Consider the following 16173-nt stretch of genomic DNA (forward strand, 5'->3'; position numbering starts at 1 on the left):
ATACAGGAATCTCTATTCATGATGAAGAAGAGATCTAAAGTAACTAAAATACTATATAATAGAATGTCATCATATAAAACGATCATCATTACAGGAACCTCATCAGGAATAGGTTTCGTCTTAGGAGAATATTTCGGCAAAAAAGGACATAAGGTTTATGGCTTAAGCAGAAAACATACTGAAAGTCAATATTTCAAATCTATTCCGACCGATGTTACGGATAATGATGCTGTTCAGAATGCAATCGAAGAAATTCTTAGAACAGAAACGAGAATTGATCTCCTGATCAATAATGCAGGAATGGGAATGGTAGGAGCAGTGGAGGATTCGACAAAAGAAGATATTCTGAAGTTATTTAATTTAAATCTTGTAGGAGCCGTTCAGATGATGAGCGCCGTATTGCCGAAAATGCGCGAAAACAGGTTCGGACAGATCATTAATGTTTCCAGTATCGGAAGTGAAATGGGACTTCCGTTCCGTGGATTTTATTCTGCTTCCAAGTCCGCTTTAGATAAAGTAACGGAGGCGATGAGGTATGAAGTGTATCCGTGGAATGTGAATGTTTGTTCGCTACATTTAGGTGATATTAAAACCAATATTGCCGAAAACCGGGTGAAAACGAAAGTTTCCGCACCTTATCAAAATGTATTTGATAAAGTGTATGCTTTGATGAATTCTCACGTTGGGGACGGAACCGAACCGTTGGAAGTTGCAGAATACGTCGATCAACTATTAACTAAAAAGAAATGGAAAGCCCATTATTATTTCGGTAAATTCGGGCAGAAGATCGGAGTTCCTCTGAAATGGATTCTTCCACAGGGAACTTATGAAAATTTAATGAAGAAATATAATAATTTAAAATAATTAAAGTTTAATAGCTATATTATGATTAAATTTTTGTTTCTTCTAGTTAGTGTTTTTGCTTTTTCACAAAATATTAAACCCTCGGTAATAACTTCTGCGGAATATGAAATCCAACAGAAAACAGTACAAGCATATGATGAGCAGGTTATTAATAGAATTCCTGAACAAATCAGAAAAAAGTATGAAAGAGTAGAAAAATTTCTACCTCATAATGACACACTTTTTCTAGTAATTCAAAACAAAAAAAAAGGAATTATTGATTTGAATGGAATTACAGTCGTTCCAGCTGATCATCAATTCATCGAAGCACACACTTACGAAACAGTTGCACCCGGTAAGTATGAAATGTACATGATCGGATACAGCGATGTATCAGTTCCACAAAGATATTACTCAAATCATGGTAGTCTGATTGTAGAAAGTTATTCACCATTTTCACCTTCTACAGAAAACGGTCAGATCATTAAAGTAGGAACTAAAGATGGAAAAATTCAATTCTTCAATATTCCTGCCGGCAAATTAATTAATAATAAAAAATACGATAAAGCACCGGGGAGTTTTGTGAATGGTGTCTTAAAAGTGGAGCGTATCGGGAATAATTATCTTTTGAATCAATCGGGTCTAGAAACTAAAATCAATTAACATAGTTGATTCGCTTTTATATCATATTATTTTGTTGTTTCTGCACTTTTTTTAAAGCGCAAAAGAAGCAGTATTGGCTTATCGATACGGAAACCAAAGTTAAGAGAAAAGTAAAAGACTCGGTATCGGCAGTAAAATTTCTGGATTCTCTTACCCAGAGTAATTATTTTTTCACCCAACTTAAAGAGGTAAAAGTAAAGGGCGATAGTACAGAAATTTTCTATAATAAAGGAAAAAACTTTAACCAAACGTATGTAAACATCTCCGATTCTATTTCACAGAAAATCAAATCTCAGAAGGAATTTTTCACCAAGAATTTAGATTCCACAAAGAAGAATATCAATAAAGCTTATATTGATGACGGCTATTCATTCAGCAGGATCAAAACGAAATACAAAGGCCAGAAAAACGGCTACCCTATTGTAGAACTGGATATCAACAAAAACGATAAAAGAACGATTGACGGATTTGTCGTAAAAGGATATGAACGGGTTCCCAAGAGGTTTATGAAAAACCTCAATAAGGAATTCAAAGGAAAAACATATGATGACAAGAACCTGATTGCGATCAATAAAAGCTTTCAGAGCCATCAGTTCGTAACGCTCGAAAGACCGCCACAAACCCTGTTTACAAAAGACTCTACCCAGATCTACCTTTTCATGGAAAAGAAAAAGACTAATAGTTTCGATGGAGTCATCGGTTTCGGAAATGATAAAACCGATAAGTTTACCCTGAACGGAACACTGAATGTGAATTTCAGGAATATGTTTAATGGTTTTGAAACCGTCAATCTCTACTGGCAGAGGAATCCTGATAAAGGACAGAATTTTGACCTTCAGACGGATGTCCCTTATCTTTTTAAATCTAATGTCGGTCTGAATATGAAAGTAAATATCTTCAGGCAGGATTCTACTTTTGCCAATGTAAAAGCATTACCTGCTTTATATTATCATATGAACAGCCGCAATAAAATCGGGCTCCGGGGAACCTTTGAGAGTTCAAGTATTATTGACAGTCTGTATGTACAGGGGAAAGATTACAACAAAAAAGGAATCGGGATCTGGTTTGAAATGGTGGAACCTACCGATATCGATCTTTTCCTTTATAAAACGAAAATCAATGCCGGATATGATTATCTGACAACGACTTATACCAAAGACAATATCAAATCCCCTCAAAACCAGTTTTACTTTTTCGGGGAGCATAATTATCATATTAACGGCAATCATTTTCTTAATATAAAAGCAGAGGGCGCCATGATGGACTCTAAGGTGGAATTCTCGGCCAACGAGCTGTACCGTTTCGGAGGCTGGAATTCGATGCGCGGGTTTAACGAAAACTCCCTTGCTGCCGATTTTTATTATTACGGAGGTTTGGAATACCGATACCTCATCGGAAGCCAGGCTTTTTTTGATGTCTTCGGGCAATACGGCCAGCTCAATAATAAATCTTTAAATGTAAAACCCAAGCTCTACAGTGTGGGACTAGGTTTCAATTTCTTTATTCCGATTGGTTTAATGAGCTTCCAGCTTTCTAATGGTAATGAATTTGGAAATCCTTTTAAATTTAATGATATCAAAATTCACTGGGGAATTCTGAGCAGATTCTAGCCAAAATTCTAATGTACCAAATACAAAATCCTTTTCATATTTCACTGTTTTTGAAAACTGAAACTACCTTTCAGATTATTCTTAGTCCATTTTCCCTCAGTTTTTGTTCCCTTTAGATACCCTGAAAAACTTAATTTGCTTTTTGTACTCATATCAAATTTCCCGTTAAAATTGAGATATCCATTTATTAATTCCTTTTCATTGCTCGGAACATAGGTAATTTCGCCGGCAATTGTTCCTTCATGTAGCACTACAAATCTTACTGAACCATTATGATCACCTGTAAAATTCCCATACCAATTGTCCCGCAATGCAGGACCTACTTGTCTTGCACTCTCTTCATCAGATATGCATGAGCCTAAAGAGAAAAAAATAAAAAATAACAGTATTAGATTACTTTTCATAAATTTTTTTTAATTTTTATTAAGCATTTAATCCGATATCTTGCTTCATGTATATTTATTTATGTTTCTTTTGCATTACTTACTACAAAATGCTGAATGTTAAAATATATTTCTTATTCCCAAGCTAGCCAATTCCAAGAATGAAAAAGCACGGAACTGTGCTTAATGTTTGATGTCCCTGCCATATTTAGACAATAAATGATGCCTTATACAGACATCTCAATATCGCATATTTCCTATTACCTGATTTTCCAAGACAGGAAAAGACTACTCCTTTTTATCTAAACGGTAAACCGACACCTACTTTGAACAACAATATTATATGTTTTTTTCCACATATAAAAGACATCTATAATAATTATTGTCATTTCGTAATTATTTACTAAATAAAACCGTGACCTGTTTACAAAATTTGCTATTTAATTGAATTTTTAATAAAAAATACATTTTTATATATTTAAAAAAGCAAAATCTGCTAAAAAACAAAGGTCTGAGCTTTATCATTTTATTAATTTTTACGATAGTCACAGGCTAAAATCATATTTCTAACTTAATACCCCATTAAAATTCAGATAACAGTACCCTGCTAAATTTGCCTTCAAAAAAATGAAGAAAACTTTAGCTACGTTTGCCGTTTTTTTACTTCCGCTCTATTTTACAGCTCAGGAAATTATGATTTCAGGAAATGTAATATCAGAGAACGGCTCCGGTGTTTCAGGCGTGAGCATCGCAGATAAAAATACCGGAAAAACAGCTGTTACTGATGAGAACGGTAATTTTACCATTTCAGCAAACCCCAAAGATATTCTCGAATTTTTCGCTCCGGATTTTTTCACTTCTACGATTGAGGTTTCGGACAGAAGAAATTATTCGGTTGTGCTGAAGAAGGCCGACGAAAAACAGATCGAGGGAGTCGTTATTACCGCTTTAGGAATCGCCAAAAGGAAAGAGAAAATCGGGTATTCCACTCAGGAGGTCAGCACCAGACCATTTGAGACCGTTACCACACCCAGTATCGGAAATTTATTTTCAGGACAGGTTGCGGGACTTAACGTTTCCAATCCCACCGGAATGCAGCAGGCTCCCCAGTTTACCCTGAGAGGCAACTCTAATCTTGTTTTCGTGATCGACGGGGTGATTGTGGAAAAAGAAGTTTTTCAGAATCTGGATCCGAATAATATCGATAATATCAATGTCCTCAAAGGAGCAACTGCTTCTGCCCTGTATGGTTCAAGAGGCCGCTACGGAGCCATTTTAATTACTACCAAAAGCGCCAAAAAGAAAGGCTTTACCGTAGAGTTTTCACAGAATACAATGATCACAGGAGGATTCACCAATCTTCCGGAAACCCAAACCGAATACGGAAACGGGTCACACGGAAAGTATGAATTCTGGGACGGAGCCGATGGCGGAGTTAATGACGGAGATATGATCTGGGGGCCAAAGTTTGTTCCGGGAACAAAGATTGCCCAATGGAACAGTCCGATCAGGGACAAGCAGACCGGACAGGTTATCCCCTGGTACGGAACAGTAGCAGGAAGCCAGTATAATGACAAATCCCGGTATGAAAGAGTGCCGATCGATTGGGAATATCATGATAATTTAAAAACATTCATGAAGCCTGCCATGATCAATAACAACAATTTCTCGATCAGCTACAAAAATAACAAAGATATTTACAGGCTCTCCGGAAATTTCATGAACTATGACGACAGAATACCGGAAGCTTATTTACAACGGTACGGGATCAATTTCTCTTCTGAGAATCATATTGGCGAGAAATTAATCTTTGATACGAAGTTCAATTTTAATCAGACCTTTACCCCTAATATTCCGAACTACGATTATAACCCGAGTGGTCACATGTACACCATTCTGATCTGGATGGGCGGTGACGTAGACGGAAGAGACTTAAGAAATCATATGTGGGTGCCGGGACAGGAAGGTAAAACACAGGCCAACTGGAATTATGCATGGTATAATAACCCATGGTTCGGAGCAGAGTATTATAAAAATAAAAACAGAACAAACATCATCAATGCGCAGACCGGCTTAGAATATAAAGCGACTCAGGATTTCTCGGTAAAAGGGAAAATTTCCATTGTTGAAAACCACAATAAGCAGGAGATTTTAAGTCCGTATTCTTATTTCAACTACAGCGCACCGAGAAACGGCGGCTATATTCTGAATGATACCAAAACCTGGAATCTCAATTCAGATATCCTGGCAACGTACAAAAAGAAAATTTCAGAAAATTTTGATTTCACGATCAATGCAGGAGCTTCAACATTTTATTACAAAAATGATGTGGACAATGCTTCGACCGACGGACTGAAAATTCCTGAGCAGTATTCACTGGACAATTCGACAGGAGCCGTTAAATATTATGATTATCTAAAAGAAAAACTAATTTACAGTGCCTATACAACCATAGACATTGGCTTATACAATGCATTCTTCCTCAACGTTTCAGGACGTAACGACTGGTCCTCTACCCTTCCGAAAGCCAACAGATCTTATTTTTATCCTTCTGCTTCTTTAAGTGCCGTTGTTTCTAATTTAGTTAAACTTCCGGAATCAATTAATTTACTGAAACTGTCAGCCTCCTGGGCAAAAGTAGCCTATGATTTCCAGCCTTATTCCGTCAGAAATTATTACCTGAATAACAGCGGCATAACGTTCAACGGAAATCCTACGTTCTATTATCCTACTACCCTGAATTATGAAAACTCTTTAAAACCTGAGCAGACCGAATCGTATGAATTAGGATTAAGCGCAGGATTATTCAGAAACAGGATTACCCTGGATGCTACTTACTTCCATACACTGGATTATAACAATATCCTGCAGTTCCCGAGCGCACCGTCATCCGGTTTCACATCACAATATGTAAACGGAAATGAATATACGACCCAAGGTCTTGAGATCTCATTAGGTATTGTTCCGGTAAAAACAAAAGATTTCACATGGAGAACCTTAATAAACTGGAGCACCTATGAGCAGAAGCTGACTTCCATATATGCCGGTATGCCCAATTATAACAATATCAGATTAGGCGAAAGAATGGACAGCTATTATGACACGACGTGGCAGAAATCTCCGGACGGGAAAGTTATCCTTAATGCAGAAACCGGTATGCCTACCAGAGCAACAACGCCTTCCAATTTGGGTCATTTTAATCCGGACTGGACTTTTGGTTTCAACAATACATTTAAATATAAGAAACTAAGTCTCACAGTGGGAATCGACGGAAGCATCGGCGGGGTGATGAGATCTCAGGTCGTGGAAAAAATGTGGTGGGGAGGAAAGCACCCTAATTCTGTAGCGTACAGGGATCTTGAATATGCCAATCCGGGAACGTATTATTTCGTACCGGACGGGGTAAACTATAATGCCGCGACAGGAACGTATACGCCCCATACCAAAGCCATCAGTTTTCAGGACTGGGCACAGAACTACCCTTATCAGGCAAGGGTGACGGAAGATGAAAGTGAACTGTTTGCCAATGTTTTCGACAGAACTTTCGTGAAACTGAGATCGGTAATTCTGGAATACGATTTTTCTCACCTGTTGAATCCAAAGGGTTTTGTCAAGAGTTTTACTGCGAACGTATCAGGATATAACCTTGCCATGTGGAAAAAATCTAAAAACCTTTACTCAGATCCGGATTATAAAATCGGTACAGGAAATGATATTCAGGATCCGTCCAGCAGATGGTTCGGAATCGGATTTAATCTTAAGTTTTAATTAAAAGAATCATCAAAATGAAAAATAGCATAAAATTGTTATTCGTTATCGGATTATTTACATTGACCTCTTGTGAATCGAATCTGGACACCATTAATGAAAATCCTAATGATCAGGCGAGCATCGACCCTAAATTTCTTTTAACATACGTTTCAAAATCGGCATTCCAGGTGAATGGGGATAATATGTATGCTTCAAGAATGATGATCGGGACCGACGGAGAAAATACCTACCAGTATATGAAATGGAATGATGCTTCTTTCGATGTCTATACCTCCGGCCTCCTGAATACGGTTAAAATGATGCAGGAAGCGGAAAAGATCAATAATAAAAATTACCAGGCGATCGGTAAATTTTACAGAGCCTTTTATTTCTTTAATTTAAGTTTAAAATTTGGAAGTATTCCCTATTCCGAGGCCGTAAAAGGTGAATCGGGAATTACCCAGCCTAAATATGACAGTCAGGAAACGGTGATGGCCGGGATTTTATCTGAACTGAAAGAAGCCAATGATCTCATAAATTCCAACGACAAAATTGAAGGCGACATCATTTATAACGGCGATGCCACAAAATGGAAAAAGCTGATCAACTCTTTCCGTCTGAAGATCCTGATCACCCTTTCTAAAAAAGCGACAGTTGGAAATTATACGGTTGCTACAGAATTTGCTTCGATTGCCGGAAGCCAGACTTTAATGTCATCAGTCACAGATAACGGAGAATTAAAATTTGCAGATGCGGCAGACAGCAGATATACCATGTTTAATAACAGTGGATACGGATCGAGTCTGTATATGGCAGATTATTTTATCAATTTATTCAAAGCCAGGGAAGACCCCCGCTTATTTACTTTTGCAGCACAAACGACGGCAGCGAAAGAAGCAGGAAAACCCATTACCGATTTTTCAGGATACAACGGAGGAAACCCAACTTCTCCCTATTCTGATAATGCTGCACTGGTTGCTTCAAAAAATATTTCCAAGGTCAATGACCGCTTCTATAAAGATGCAACCAATGAGCCCTCATCTGTTTTAAGCTATTCTGAACTGGAATTTATTTTGGCAGAAGCTGCGGCACGAGGCTGGATTTCAGGTTCTGCAAAAACCCATTATGATAATGCCGTCAAAGCAAGTTTTACATTTTATCAGACGTATGTGAAAAATTCAAACCAGTATTTTACAGGTTTCGATGTGAATCAATACTTAACTAAATCTTTAGTTTTATATGATAATTCGGCGTCACTGCCTATTCAGCTGGAAAAGATCATGACTCAGAAATACATGACCATGTTCCATCAGTCCCAATGGACCTCCTACTATGATTATCTGAGAACCGGATATCCGAATTACCCATTACAGACAGGAGTTGCCGCCCCTGTACGGTTCAGATATCCTCAGGCCGAGTACAATTACAACAGTGTCAATTTACAGGCAGCATTGACCGCACAATACGGAGGAAACGACAATATCAACTCGAAACCCTGGTGGCTGCAGTAAAAAAACTAACTATTTTTAACTTCAAATAAAAGAAATCGCAGGAAAACAAATTAACTTGCGGTTTCTTTGTATTACTAATGAAATGGACAGAAGAGAATTTTTAGAAAAATCAAGTTTACTTTTAGCCGGCTTAGGAACTTCGGGAGTTTTACATCCCTCTATTTTAAAGGCGTTAACTATAGAACCTGCCGCAGAATCAACTTTTTATGATGCAGAACATGTCGTCATTTTAATGCAGGAAAACCGCTCTTTCGATCATGCTTTCGGGGCATTGAAAGGCGTGAGAGGTTTCTTGGATCAAAGAGCTTTCATTAAGCAGGACGGCCATCCGGTTTTCTTTCAGAAGGGTGATAACGGCAAATATGCGTCTCCCGCACGTTTAGATTTAAGAAATACGAAATCCACGTGGATGAGTTCCCTGCCCCATTCCTGGGATAATCAGCAGAAAGCACTGAATAAAGGAAAGTACAATCAGTGGCTTCAGGCAAAAGCTTCAGGAAATAAAGATTATAAAGACATTCCTCTTACACTGGGATATTACAACCGGGAAGATCTGCCATTTTATTACCAATTAGCAGACGCATTCACCATTTTTGATCAGTATTTCTGTTCTTCATTAACGGGAACCACTCCGAACCGTCTGTTTCTTTGGTCAGGAACCCTACGGGAGCAGCAAAACGGAAAGGTAAAGCCCAATGTTTATAATGAAAACATCGATTACGATAAAGCCAGACAGGCAAAGTGGAAAACCTTTCCAGAGGTGTTGGAGGAGCAGAATGTTTCGTGGAAAATTTATCAGAACGAAATCAGTCTTCCGAAAGGAATGTCCGGTGAGCAGGAAGCCTGGCTGAGTAATTTTACGGATAATCCGATCGAATGGTTTTCAAACTTCAATGTAAAATTTTCGAAAGGATATTATGAAAACATTCCGAATATCATTGTACATTTAAAAAAGGAAGCCGAAAAAAATCCCTTACAGAAAGAGAGACTGGAAGGAATGATTACTGAACTTCAGAATGATCTGACCGAATATAAGCCGGAAAATTTTGATAAGCTTTCTCAGCATCAAAGAAATCTTCACGAAAAAGCTTTTACTACCAATTCCGGCGATCCTGATTTCTGGAATCTGGAAACCGGAAATGATGAAAACGGAGAGAGGCTGGTCGTTCCGAAAGGAGATGTATTATACCAGTTCAGAAAAGATGTCGAAGAGAAAAAACTGCCGTTGGTATCGTGGCTGGTAGCTCCCGAGCATTTTTCTGATCATCCCGGATCGCCTTGGTACGGAGCCTGGTACATTTCCGAGGTGTTAAATATCTTGACAAAAGATCCTGAAACCTGGAAAAAAACAATTTTCATTATCAACTATGATGAAAATGACGGTTATTTTGATCACGTTTTACCATTTGCCCCGCCCATAAATCCAAGTCAGCCTGTGGATATCAATGGTAAAGACGGCGTAGAGTATGTCAGCAGGAGTCAGGAATATATGACTTCACAAAAGCTGAAGGATCACGAAAGAATAGAAGGCACTATTGGTCTTGGATACAGAGTCCCGATGATTATCGCTTCCCCGTGGACCAAAGGAGGATTCGTGAATTCTGAAGTTTCAGATCATACGTCAGTTCTTCAGTTTCTGGAAAAATTCATTCATCAAAAATTTAATAAAGACGTCACCATAGATAATATCAGTGATTGGCGTAGAGCTATTTGCGGAGATTTAACTTCCGCTTTTAATTCATCGGATATCAAAGTTCCCAGGATGGATTACCTGGATCAGAAGAATTATACAAAAACCATCAATGCTGCGAGAAATAAGCCTGTTCCCCATTTAAAATGGCATACCGAAAATGAACTGAAGGGCCACTTACTGGAAATCCAGGAGCGGGGGCTGAAGCCTTCAAATCCGCTTCCCTATGATTATCAGGTTAATTTTGAAAATGATCAGATTAAAATGACGAACCTGAACAAAGCGGGAATTCCATTATTAATCTATGACCGTACAAGGCTGGACAAAGATGATTTCTGTTTCTCGTATGCGTTATATGCTAAACAGGAATGGTTACATGCGGTACCTGCTGGAAAATATAATCTTGAAGTTTTTGGTCCTAATGGGTTTTACAGAAATTTTAAAGGTGAAAAAAAACCCAGTTTCGAAATCTCATTAGTCAATAATCGATCAAAAAATCAGGTTGAACTTATTTTCAAAAAGAGAAGTAACGAAAATCTGCAGGTTTCATTAGAAAACCTGTATGAGAAAAAACCAAATAAAATATCATTGCAACACCCCGAACAAAGCATCATTATAGAACTCGGTAAGATGAAAGGATGGTATGATCTCAAGCTTATGGCCGGCCACAACATCTGGCATTTTGCAGGCAGAATAGAAACGGGTAAGCCCTCCACTTCGGACCCTCACTGGGCTTAATTCTACAATTTTTTTATATGAAAAAAGTCCTGCATCCATGATACAGGACTTTTTTTTTCACACTGATTTCAATCATAAAAAGTAATTATAATTTTTTTTGAAATTTGAAAATTCAAATTTAAATATTTTTAAATTCTTGATAATGAACCATTAATAATTAAAAAAACAAAAAAATATTTCATACTTATTTGAATTTTATTAACTTCACTTGACCAAAATTATAGAATTACCATGAAAAAATTGAATTACGCATTTGCTACATCATTTGTCGCATTGGCATTGTCTACAAACCTACATGCACAGGACACAAACACCGATAACCATACGATAACCATTTCGGTACCGGAGGTTGCCTTAGTAGATATAGAGCCTGCTGCCACGAAAAATATTACTTTAGGATTTACAGCCCCTACAGAAGCGGGTAACCCCGTGATCGCAAATGCTGCAAACAGTACCCTTTGGCTAAACTATTCATCCATTAAATCTGTTGCGGACCCAACCCGTAATGTATCGGTAAGATTAAATGCAATTATTCCGGGAATTGATATCAACGTAACAGCAGCAGCGGCTACAGGTGCGGGTGGAGGAACCTTAGGAACTCCGGCGGCCCAGCTTACCTTAAGTGCGGCAGACCAAACCATTATTTCAGGAATAGGAAGCGCCTATACAGGTAACGGAGCCAACAACGGACACAATCTGACCTATGCATTAGCTCCCGGAAGCGGCCCTGGCGGAGTAGCGGCTTATGCAGATCTACAGGCAACAGCTACTGCAGTAGCCACAGTCACCTACACCATCTCGGACAATTAATCTGTCCTAAATCATTTTTATGTATACAGGCAGGAAGAAACGGTTTTCCTTTTCTTCTTAGTCCTGTATAATCAATATTTCAAACACCAAACTTTACATATTTATGATAAAGCGCATTTTCCTGTTGATAATGTTTATGCTTCAATTCTGTTTTATAAAAGCGGGTATTGTGGTCCTTAATGGTCTTTCCCATACTTATCAGGTAGAAACCGGAAAGGTGTATAAAGGAAAAATAGCCATAGAAAATACAGGTAACCAGCCTCAGAGCGTAAAATTGTTTCTCCAGGACTACAGCTATAAATCTGATGGTACCACCAGCTATACGGCCCCTCATACGAATGATAAAACCAATTCGGATTGGATAAAGATAAACACCAACTTAGTCACCCTTAAAGCCAAACAAAAAACAGAAGTTTATTACGAAATTACCATCCCTGATACGATTTCTGAGCCTGGAAGCTATTGGAGTGTCATCATGGTGGAGCCGGTGGATGAGATAAAACCTGACCATAATAAGCAGGGAGTAAACATTACCTCCATTATACGGTATGCCATTCAGGTAATTACCAATTTTGATTCGGAAAAAGCAAAATCCGACTTAAAATTTGAAGGTGTAAAAATTGAAAAGGAAGAAGGAAGACGTATTCTGAAGGTTGACATTTCCAATAAAGGAAATCTCTACTGCAAACCAACGGTCAACATAGAAATCTACAATAAAAAGAACGGCCAGAAACTCGAAAATTTATCCAGCCAGGCCATGGGATTATTACCGCAAACCTCAAAATCATTCCATATTGATATCAGCAAAATTCCTCCCGACCGATACAACGCCGTATTGATCGCCACTGATGAAGATGAAAATGCTTTCGCTCTCAATGTGGAACTAGAAGTAAAGAATGATTAAAAGTTGTGCTTTATATCTATTCATATTATTCCCGGTATTTATTTTTGCCCAAAAAGAAAATTTTGTCAACAAAAAAGATAGTCTGCTGCCGGGAACATCTACTTCTATTTCCTTTACCATAGAAAACAGGACGTCCGAAAACAAAATTTATGATATTAAGGTAGAAACGACAAGTCCCCATATTTCGCCGATTCTCACTAATGGTGAACTTAGAATTTCCGCTTCTGAAAGTAATGTGTATATCGTCCCGTTAAAAGTGGCAACTGAAACACCGCAGGGTAAATATTCCGTGGTTTTAAATGGCACTGAAAGAAAAACGGGGGAAACATTCACCCAAAAAACAGAATTCCGGCTCGCTGGGATCCGAAAGCTTACTTTAACGGCCCTGCATACGCCTGAGTTTGTGAAAGCCGGAGAAACTATCATATCAACATTTCTTTTGAAAAACAGTGGCAATGTATCCGAAAATTTAATTTTGGAAAGTAAAAATGCCGTGGTCAATGAAGGTACTTCACTACTTCTGCCTCCCGGAGAAAGTAAAATAATTACTGTCAGTAAAACCACCAGCTCGGTTCTCGGAAAGAACGAATATCAAAATCTAAATCTTTCAGTATCTTCTAAAAATAATCCTGCAGAAACCCAAACGGCATATACCACTGTAAAAATGATCTCTGTAAAACCTGTCGAGGAAGATATTTTTCACAGGTTGCCGGTCTCAGCCTCACTTTTATTCATCGGAATGAGAAACCGTGGTCAATATAATGATGGTTTTCAAGGGGAAATTTACGGAAAAGGCGCCCTCGATAAGGATAATAAAAATCAGCTTGAATTTCACGCAGTAACAAAAAATCCTGTTGAATTCAGCTCTTTTACACAATATGAAGAATATTTTTTGAATTACAAACGGGAAAATCTTTATGTTCATATAGGAGATAAAAATTACTCATCATCTTTTCTGACGGAATATGCCAGGTATGGCCGTGGTGCAGAAATTAAAATCGACCTGAAGAAAATAAGTCTCGGAGGATTTTATAATCACCCTCGATTTTTCAGAGACATTAAAGACGAATTTAACGCCTATTTGAAATTAAACGTGACAAAAGAATCTGAAATTACAGCCGGATATCTGTATAAAATTCCCAGAACAGAGGAGGCAAGATTAAATCTTACGAATGTACAATTAGACTCTAATGCTCATCTGCCCTATATTACGGGAAAATTTAAATTAAATAAAAATATTGAGGCCTCGGGAGAGATCTCGTATAGTAAAACTGATAAAACAGATGGAAGTGCTTTTATGGTTCAGACTATCGTCAGCTTTAAGAGCCTTAGCGGGAATCTTATGTATATGCGCGCCAGCCCCGATTACGCAGGATATTTTAATAATACGAATAATTTTAACGGAAATCTTCAATATAAACTTTCGAAAAGGATCAGCCTTCTGGCAAATTATGTTCAGGATGCGAGAAATTTCCAGCGTGACACTCTGTTTCTAGCAGCTCCCTACCGGAAGTTTTTGCAGTATGGACTGCAGTACCGGTACACTGATCAAGGATCATTAATGCTTTATAATGGATCTCAAAGATATGAAGATCGCATGATGCCGAAAGAATTCGATTATAAAGAACATTTCTTCAGAGCAACAATAGATCAGCAGATCGGAATTTTTCAGGTAAATCTCCAGGGTCAGTTTGGAAAGACTGATAATTTTATTACCGGATCTTCAGGAAATTCTAGTTTTTATACCGTTAATATCGGTTTTGAGAAATTTAAAACATCATTTAACGTTTTTGGAAGTTATGCCATTACTTCACGTTATCAGATGCAGAAGCAAAAACAGTTGTATTACGGCGTCAGAATTTTAAACCGATTGTCGGATAAGACGAATTTCAGTCTGTTTTATCAAAATAATTATATGCCGGAAGATTATTATACCGACAGAAATCTTTTTGAATTGCTTTTCCATCAGCAGCTTTTTCCCGGCCACGAGCTGGACCTTTCCGGCCGGTACGCTTTGCAGCGGGGTGAGTTGGGAAATAAAGATTTTATTTTCTCTCTCCGTTACACATTGCGAATGAATGTTCCAACCCAAAAGATTGCAGAGTATACAAGTCTTTCAGGAACGATTGACAATCTCGGGGTACAAAAGGTTGACGGAATCCGACTCCGGTTGGGAAATTATTTATCGGTAACAGATAAGAACGGTAATTATATATTTAAAAATGTGATTCCCGGGGATTACGTTCTTGAAATTGACAGATCTACAACGGCTATAAATGATATTCCCAATCTGAACGTTCCGGTTTCGTTATCCTTAAAAAATAAAGAAAATATTTTCAATTTCGGACTAACAAGTGCTGCCTATATAGAGGGAGAAATTCAGTATTCAGAGACCGGCCAGGCAAGTTTTGCCGGACTCTCAGTACACAAAGACAAAAAGAAAAAGGAAAATCTTATTATTGAAGTCTCAAATGGCGATCAGATTTATCGAAAAATGGGAGTCATCGGAGAACATTTTGATTTCACTTATCTCAGGCCCGGGGATTGGAAGGTAAAAATTTACCGGAACGGCTTGGATAAAAGATATAAAATTCCAGTTGATGAATTCGAATTTACTTTAAAACCATCTGAAACCAAAAAATTAGACGTTCATGTCATCAAGCAGCCATCTGAAGTAAAGTATCAGCGGGAAAGTATCAAAGTAAGTTATAACGAAAACAAGAAAAGAAAATAATGTATTGTCAAACTATACTTTTAATAAGCCTAAGTGTATCTTTTAAAATACTGGCACAAACTACCGGGAACAGGTCCGTTGCTGTCACTTTACCGGTTGTGACTTTGATGGATATAGAACCTGCCGGAGCCATCAGTTTAAATTATACAACTCCTACAGAAGCCGGAAATGCTGTAACGGTGCCTACTTCGAATACAACAAAATGGGTCAATTATACTTCCGCCATTGTATCGGGTGGCATAACAAGAAGGATTACTGCATCAATTAATCAGGTTCTTCCCGGAATTGATATCAAAATTCTGGCTGCTGCTGCGTCGGGCTCCGGCGGAGGGACACTAGGTACTCCTGCAGCACAAATTACCCTTACCACAACTGCCCGGACGATCATCAGCGGGATCGGCGGTGCTTTTACGGGAAATGGCATCAATAACGGTCACCGACTTACCATAAGTCTTACTACCAATACCTACGCCAATTTATCTGCACGTACCAGTACACCTGTTGTTATAACGTATACAATCACAGAATAATACTAAA

The 16173-nt window shown here is 38.1% G+C and carries 11 protein-coding genes; 10 read left to right on the forward strand and 1 reads right to left on the reverse strand.

The window, feature by feature from the left end; all coding sequences use genetic code 11:
- The first annotated feature begins 63 nt into the window (after positions 1-63).
- The 3 genes from ODZ84_RS12235 to ODZ84_RS12245 are packed head-to-tail and all read left to right on the forward strand — an operon-like array spanning position 64 to position 3116.
- On the forward strand, positions 64-864 hold the full coding sequence (locus ODZ84_RS12235) for an SDR family oxidoreductase (protein ID WP_266172593.1): 801 nt from the start codon (positions 64-66) through the stop codon (positions 862-864).
- 21 nt (positions 865-885) lie between these two features.
- Positions 886-1506, forward strand: a complete 621-nt coding sequence (locus ODZ84_RS12240; protein ID WP_266172594.1) for a hypothetical protein — start codon at positions 886-888, stop codon at positions 1504-1506.
- A 5-nt stretch (positions 1507-1511) separates the two neighbouring features.
- A complete protein-coding gene (locus ODZ84_RS12245; RefSeq protein WP_266172595.1) occupies positions 1512-3116 on the forward strand; it encodes a BamA/TamA family outer membrane protein in 1605 nt (534 codons plus the stop codon).
- A gap of 41 nt (positions 3117-3157) precedes the next feature.
- Here ODZ84_RS12245 and ODZ84_RS12250 read toward each other — a convergent pair whose 3' ends face one another.
- Positions 3158-3520: a hypothetical protein gene (locus ODZ84_RS12250; RefSeq protein WP_266172596.1), complete on the reverse strand. Its 363-nt coding sequence runs from the start codon at positions 3518-3520 to the stop codon at positions 3158-3160.
- Between the two features lie 606 nt (positions 3521-4126).
- Between ODZ84_RS12250 and ODZ84_RS12255 the strand changes: the two genes are divergently transcribed.
- From ODZ84_RS12255 to ODZ84_RS12285, 7 genes are all read left to right on the forward strand, one after another.
- Positions 4127-7267, forward strand: coding sequence for a SusC/RagA family TonB-linked outer membrane protein (locus ODZ84_RS12255; RefSeq protein WP_266172597.1), 3141 nt, complete (start codon positions 4127-4129; stop codon positions 7265-7267).
- Positions 7268-7284: 17 nt separating this feature from the next.
- Positions 7285-8760, forward strand: coding sequence for a SusD/RagB family nutrient-binding outer membrane lipoprotein (locus tag ODZ84_RS12260; protein WP_266172598.1), 1476 nt, complete (start codon positions 7285-7287; stop codon positions 8758-8760).
- Positions 8761-8842: 82 nt separating this feature from the next.
- Positions 8843-11188: a phosphocholine-specific phospholipase C gene (locus ODZ84_RS12265; RefSeq protein ID WP_266172599.1), complete on the forward strand. Its 2346-nt coding sequence runs from the start codon at positions 8843-8845 to the stop codon at positions 11186-11188.
- Positions 11189-11419: 231 nt separating this feature from the next.
- The gene (locus tag ODZ84_RS12270) at positions 11420-11998 is read left to right on the forward strand and encodes a hypothetical protein (RefSeq protein WP_266172600.1); all 579 of its coding nucleotides are present in this window, start codon (positions 11420-11422) and stop codon (positions 11996-11998) included.
- 103 nt (positions 11999-12101) lie between these two features.
- Positions 12102-12902 (forward strand): WxL protein host-binding domain-containing protein, encoded by an 801-nt coding sequence (locus ODZ84_RS12275; RefSeq protein ID WP_266172601.1) that lies wholly within the window; start codon positions 12102-12104, stop codon positions 12900-12902.
- Positions 12895-15636 carry a COG1470 family protein gene (locus ODZ84_RS12280; RefSeq protein WP_266172602.1) on the forward strand — a complete coding sequence of 914 codons (2742 nt, stop codon included), beginning with the start codon at positions 12895-12897 and terminating at the stop codon, positions 15634-15636. The genes ODZ84_RS12275 and ODZ84_RS12280 overlap by 8 nt, the downstream gene beginning before the upstream one ends.
- On the forward strand, positions 15636-16166 hold the full coding sequence (locus ODZ84_RS12285; protein WP_266172603.1) for a hypothetical protein: 531 nt from the start codon (positions 15636-15638) through the stop codon (positions 16164-16166). The genes ODZ84_RS12280 and ODZ84_RS12285 overlap by 1 nt, the downstream gene beginning before the upstream one ends.
- Positions 16167-16173: the final 7 nt, after the last annotated feature.

The organism is Chryseobacterium fluminis (assembly GCF_026314945.1).
Classification (GTDB): Bacteria; Bacteroidota; Bacteroidia; order Flavobacteriales; family Weeksellaceae; genus Chryseobacterium; species Chryseobacterium fluminis.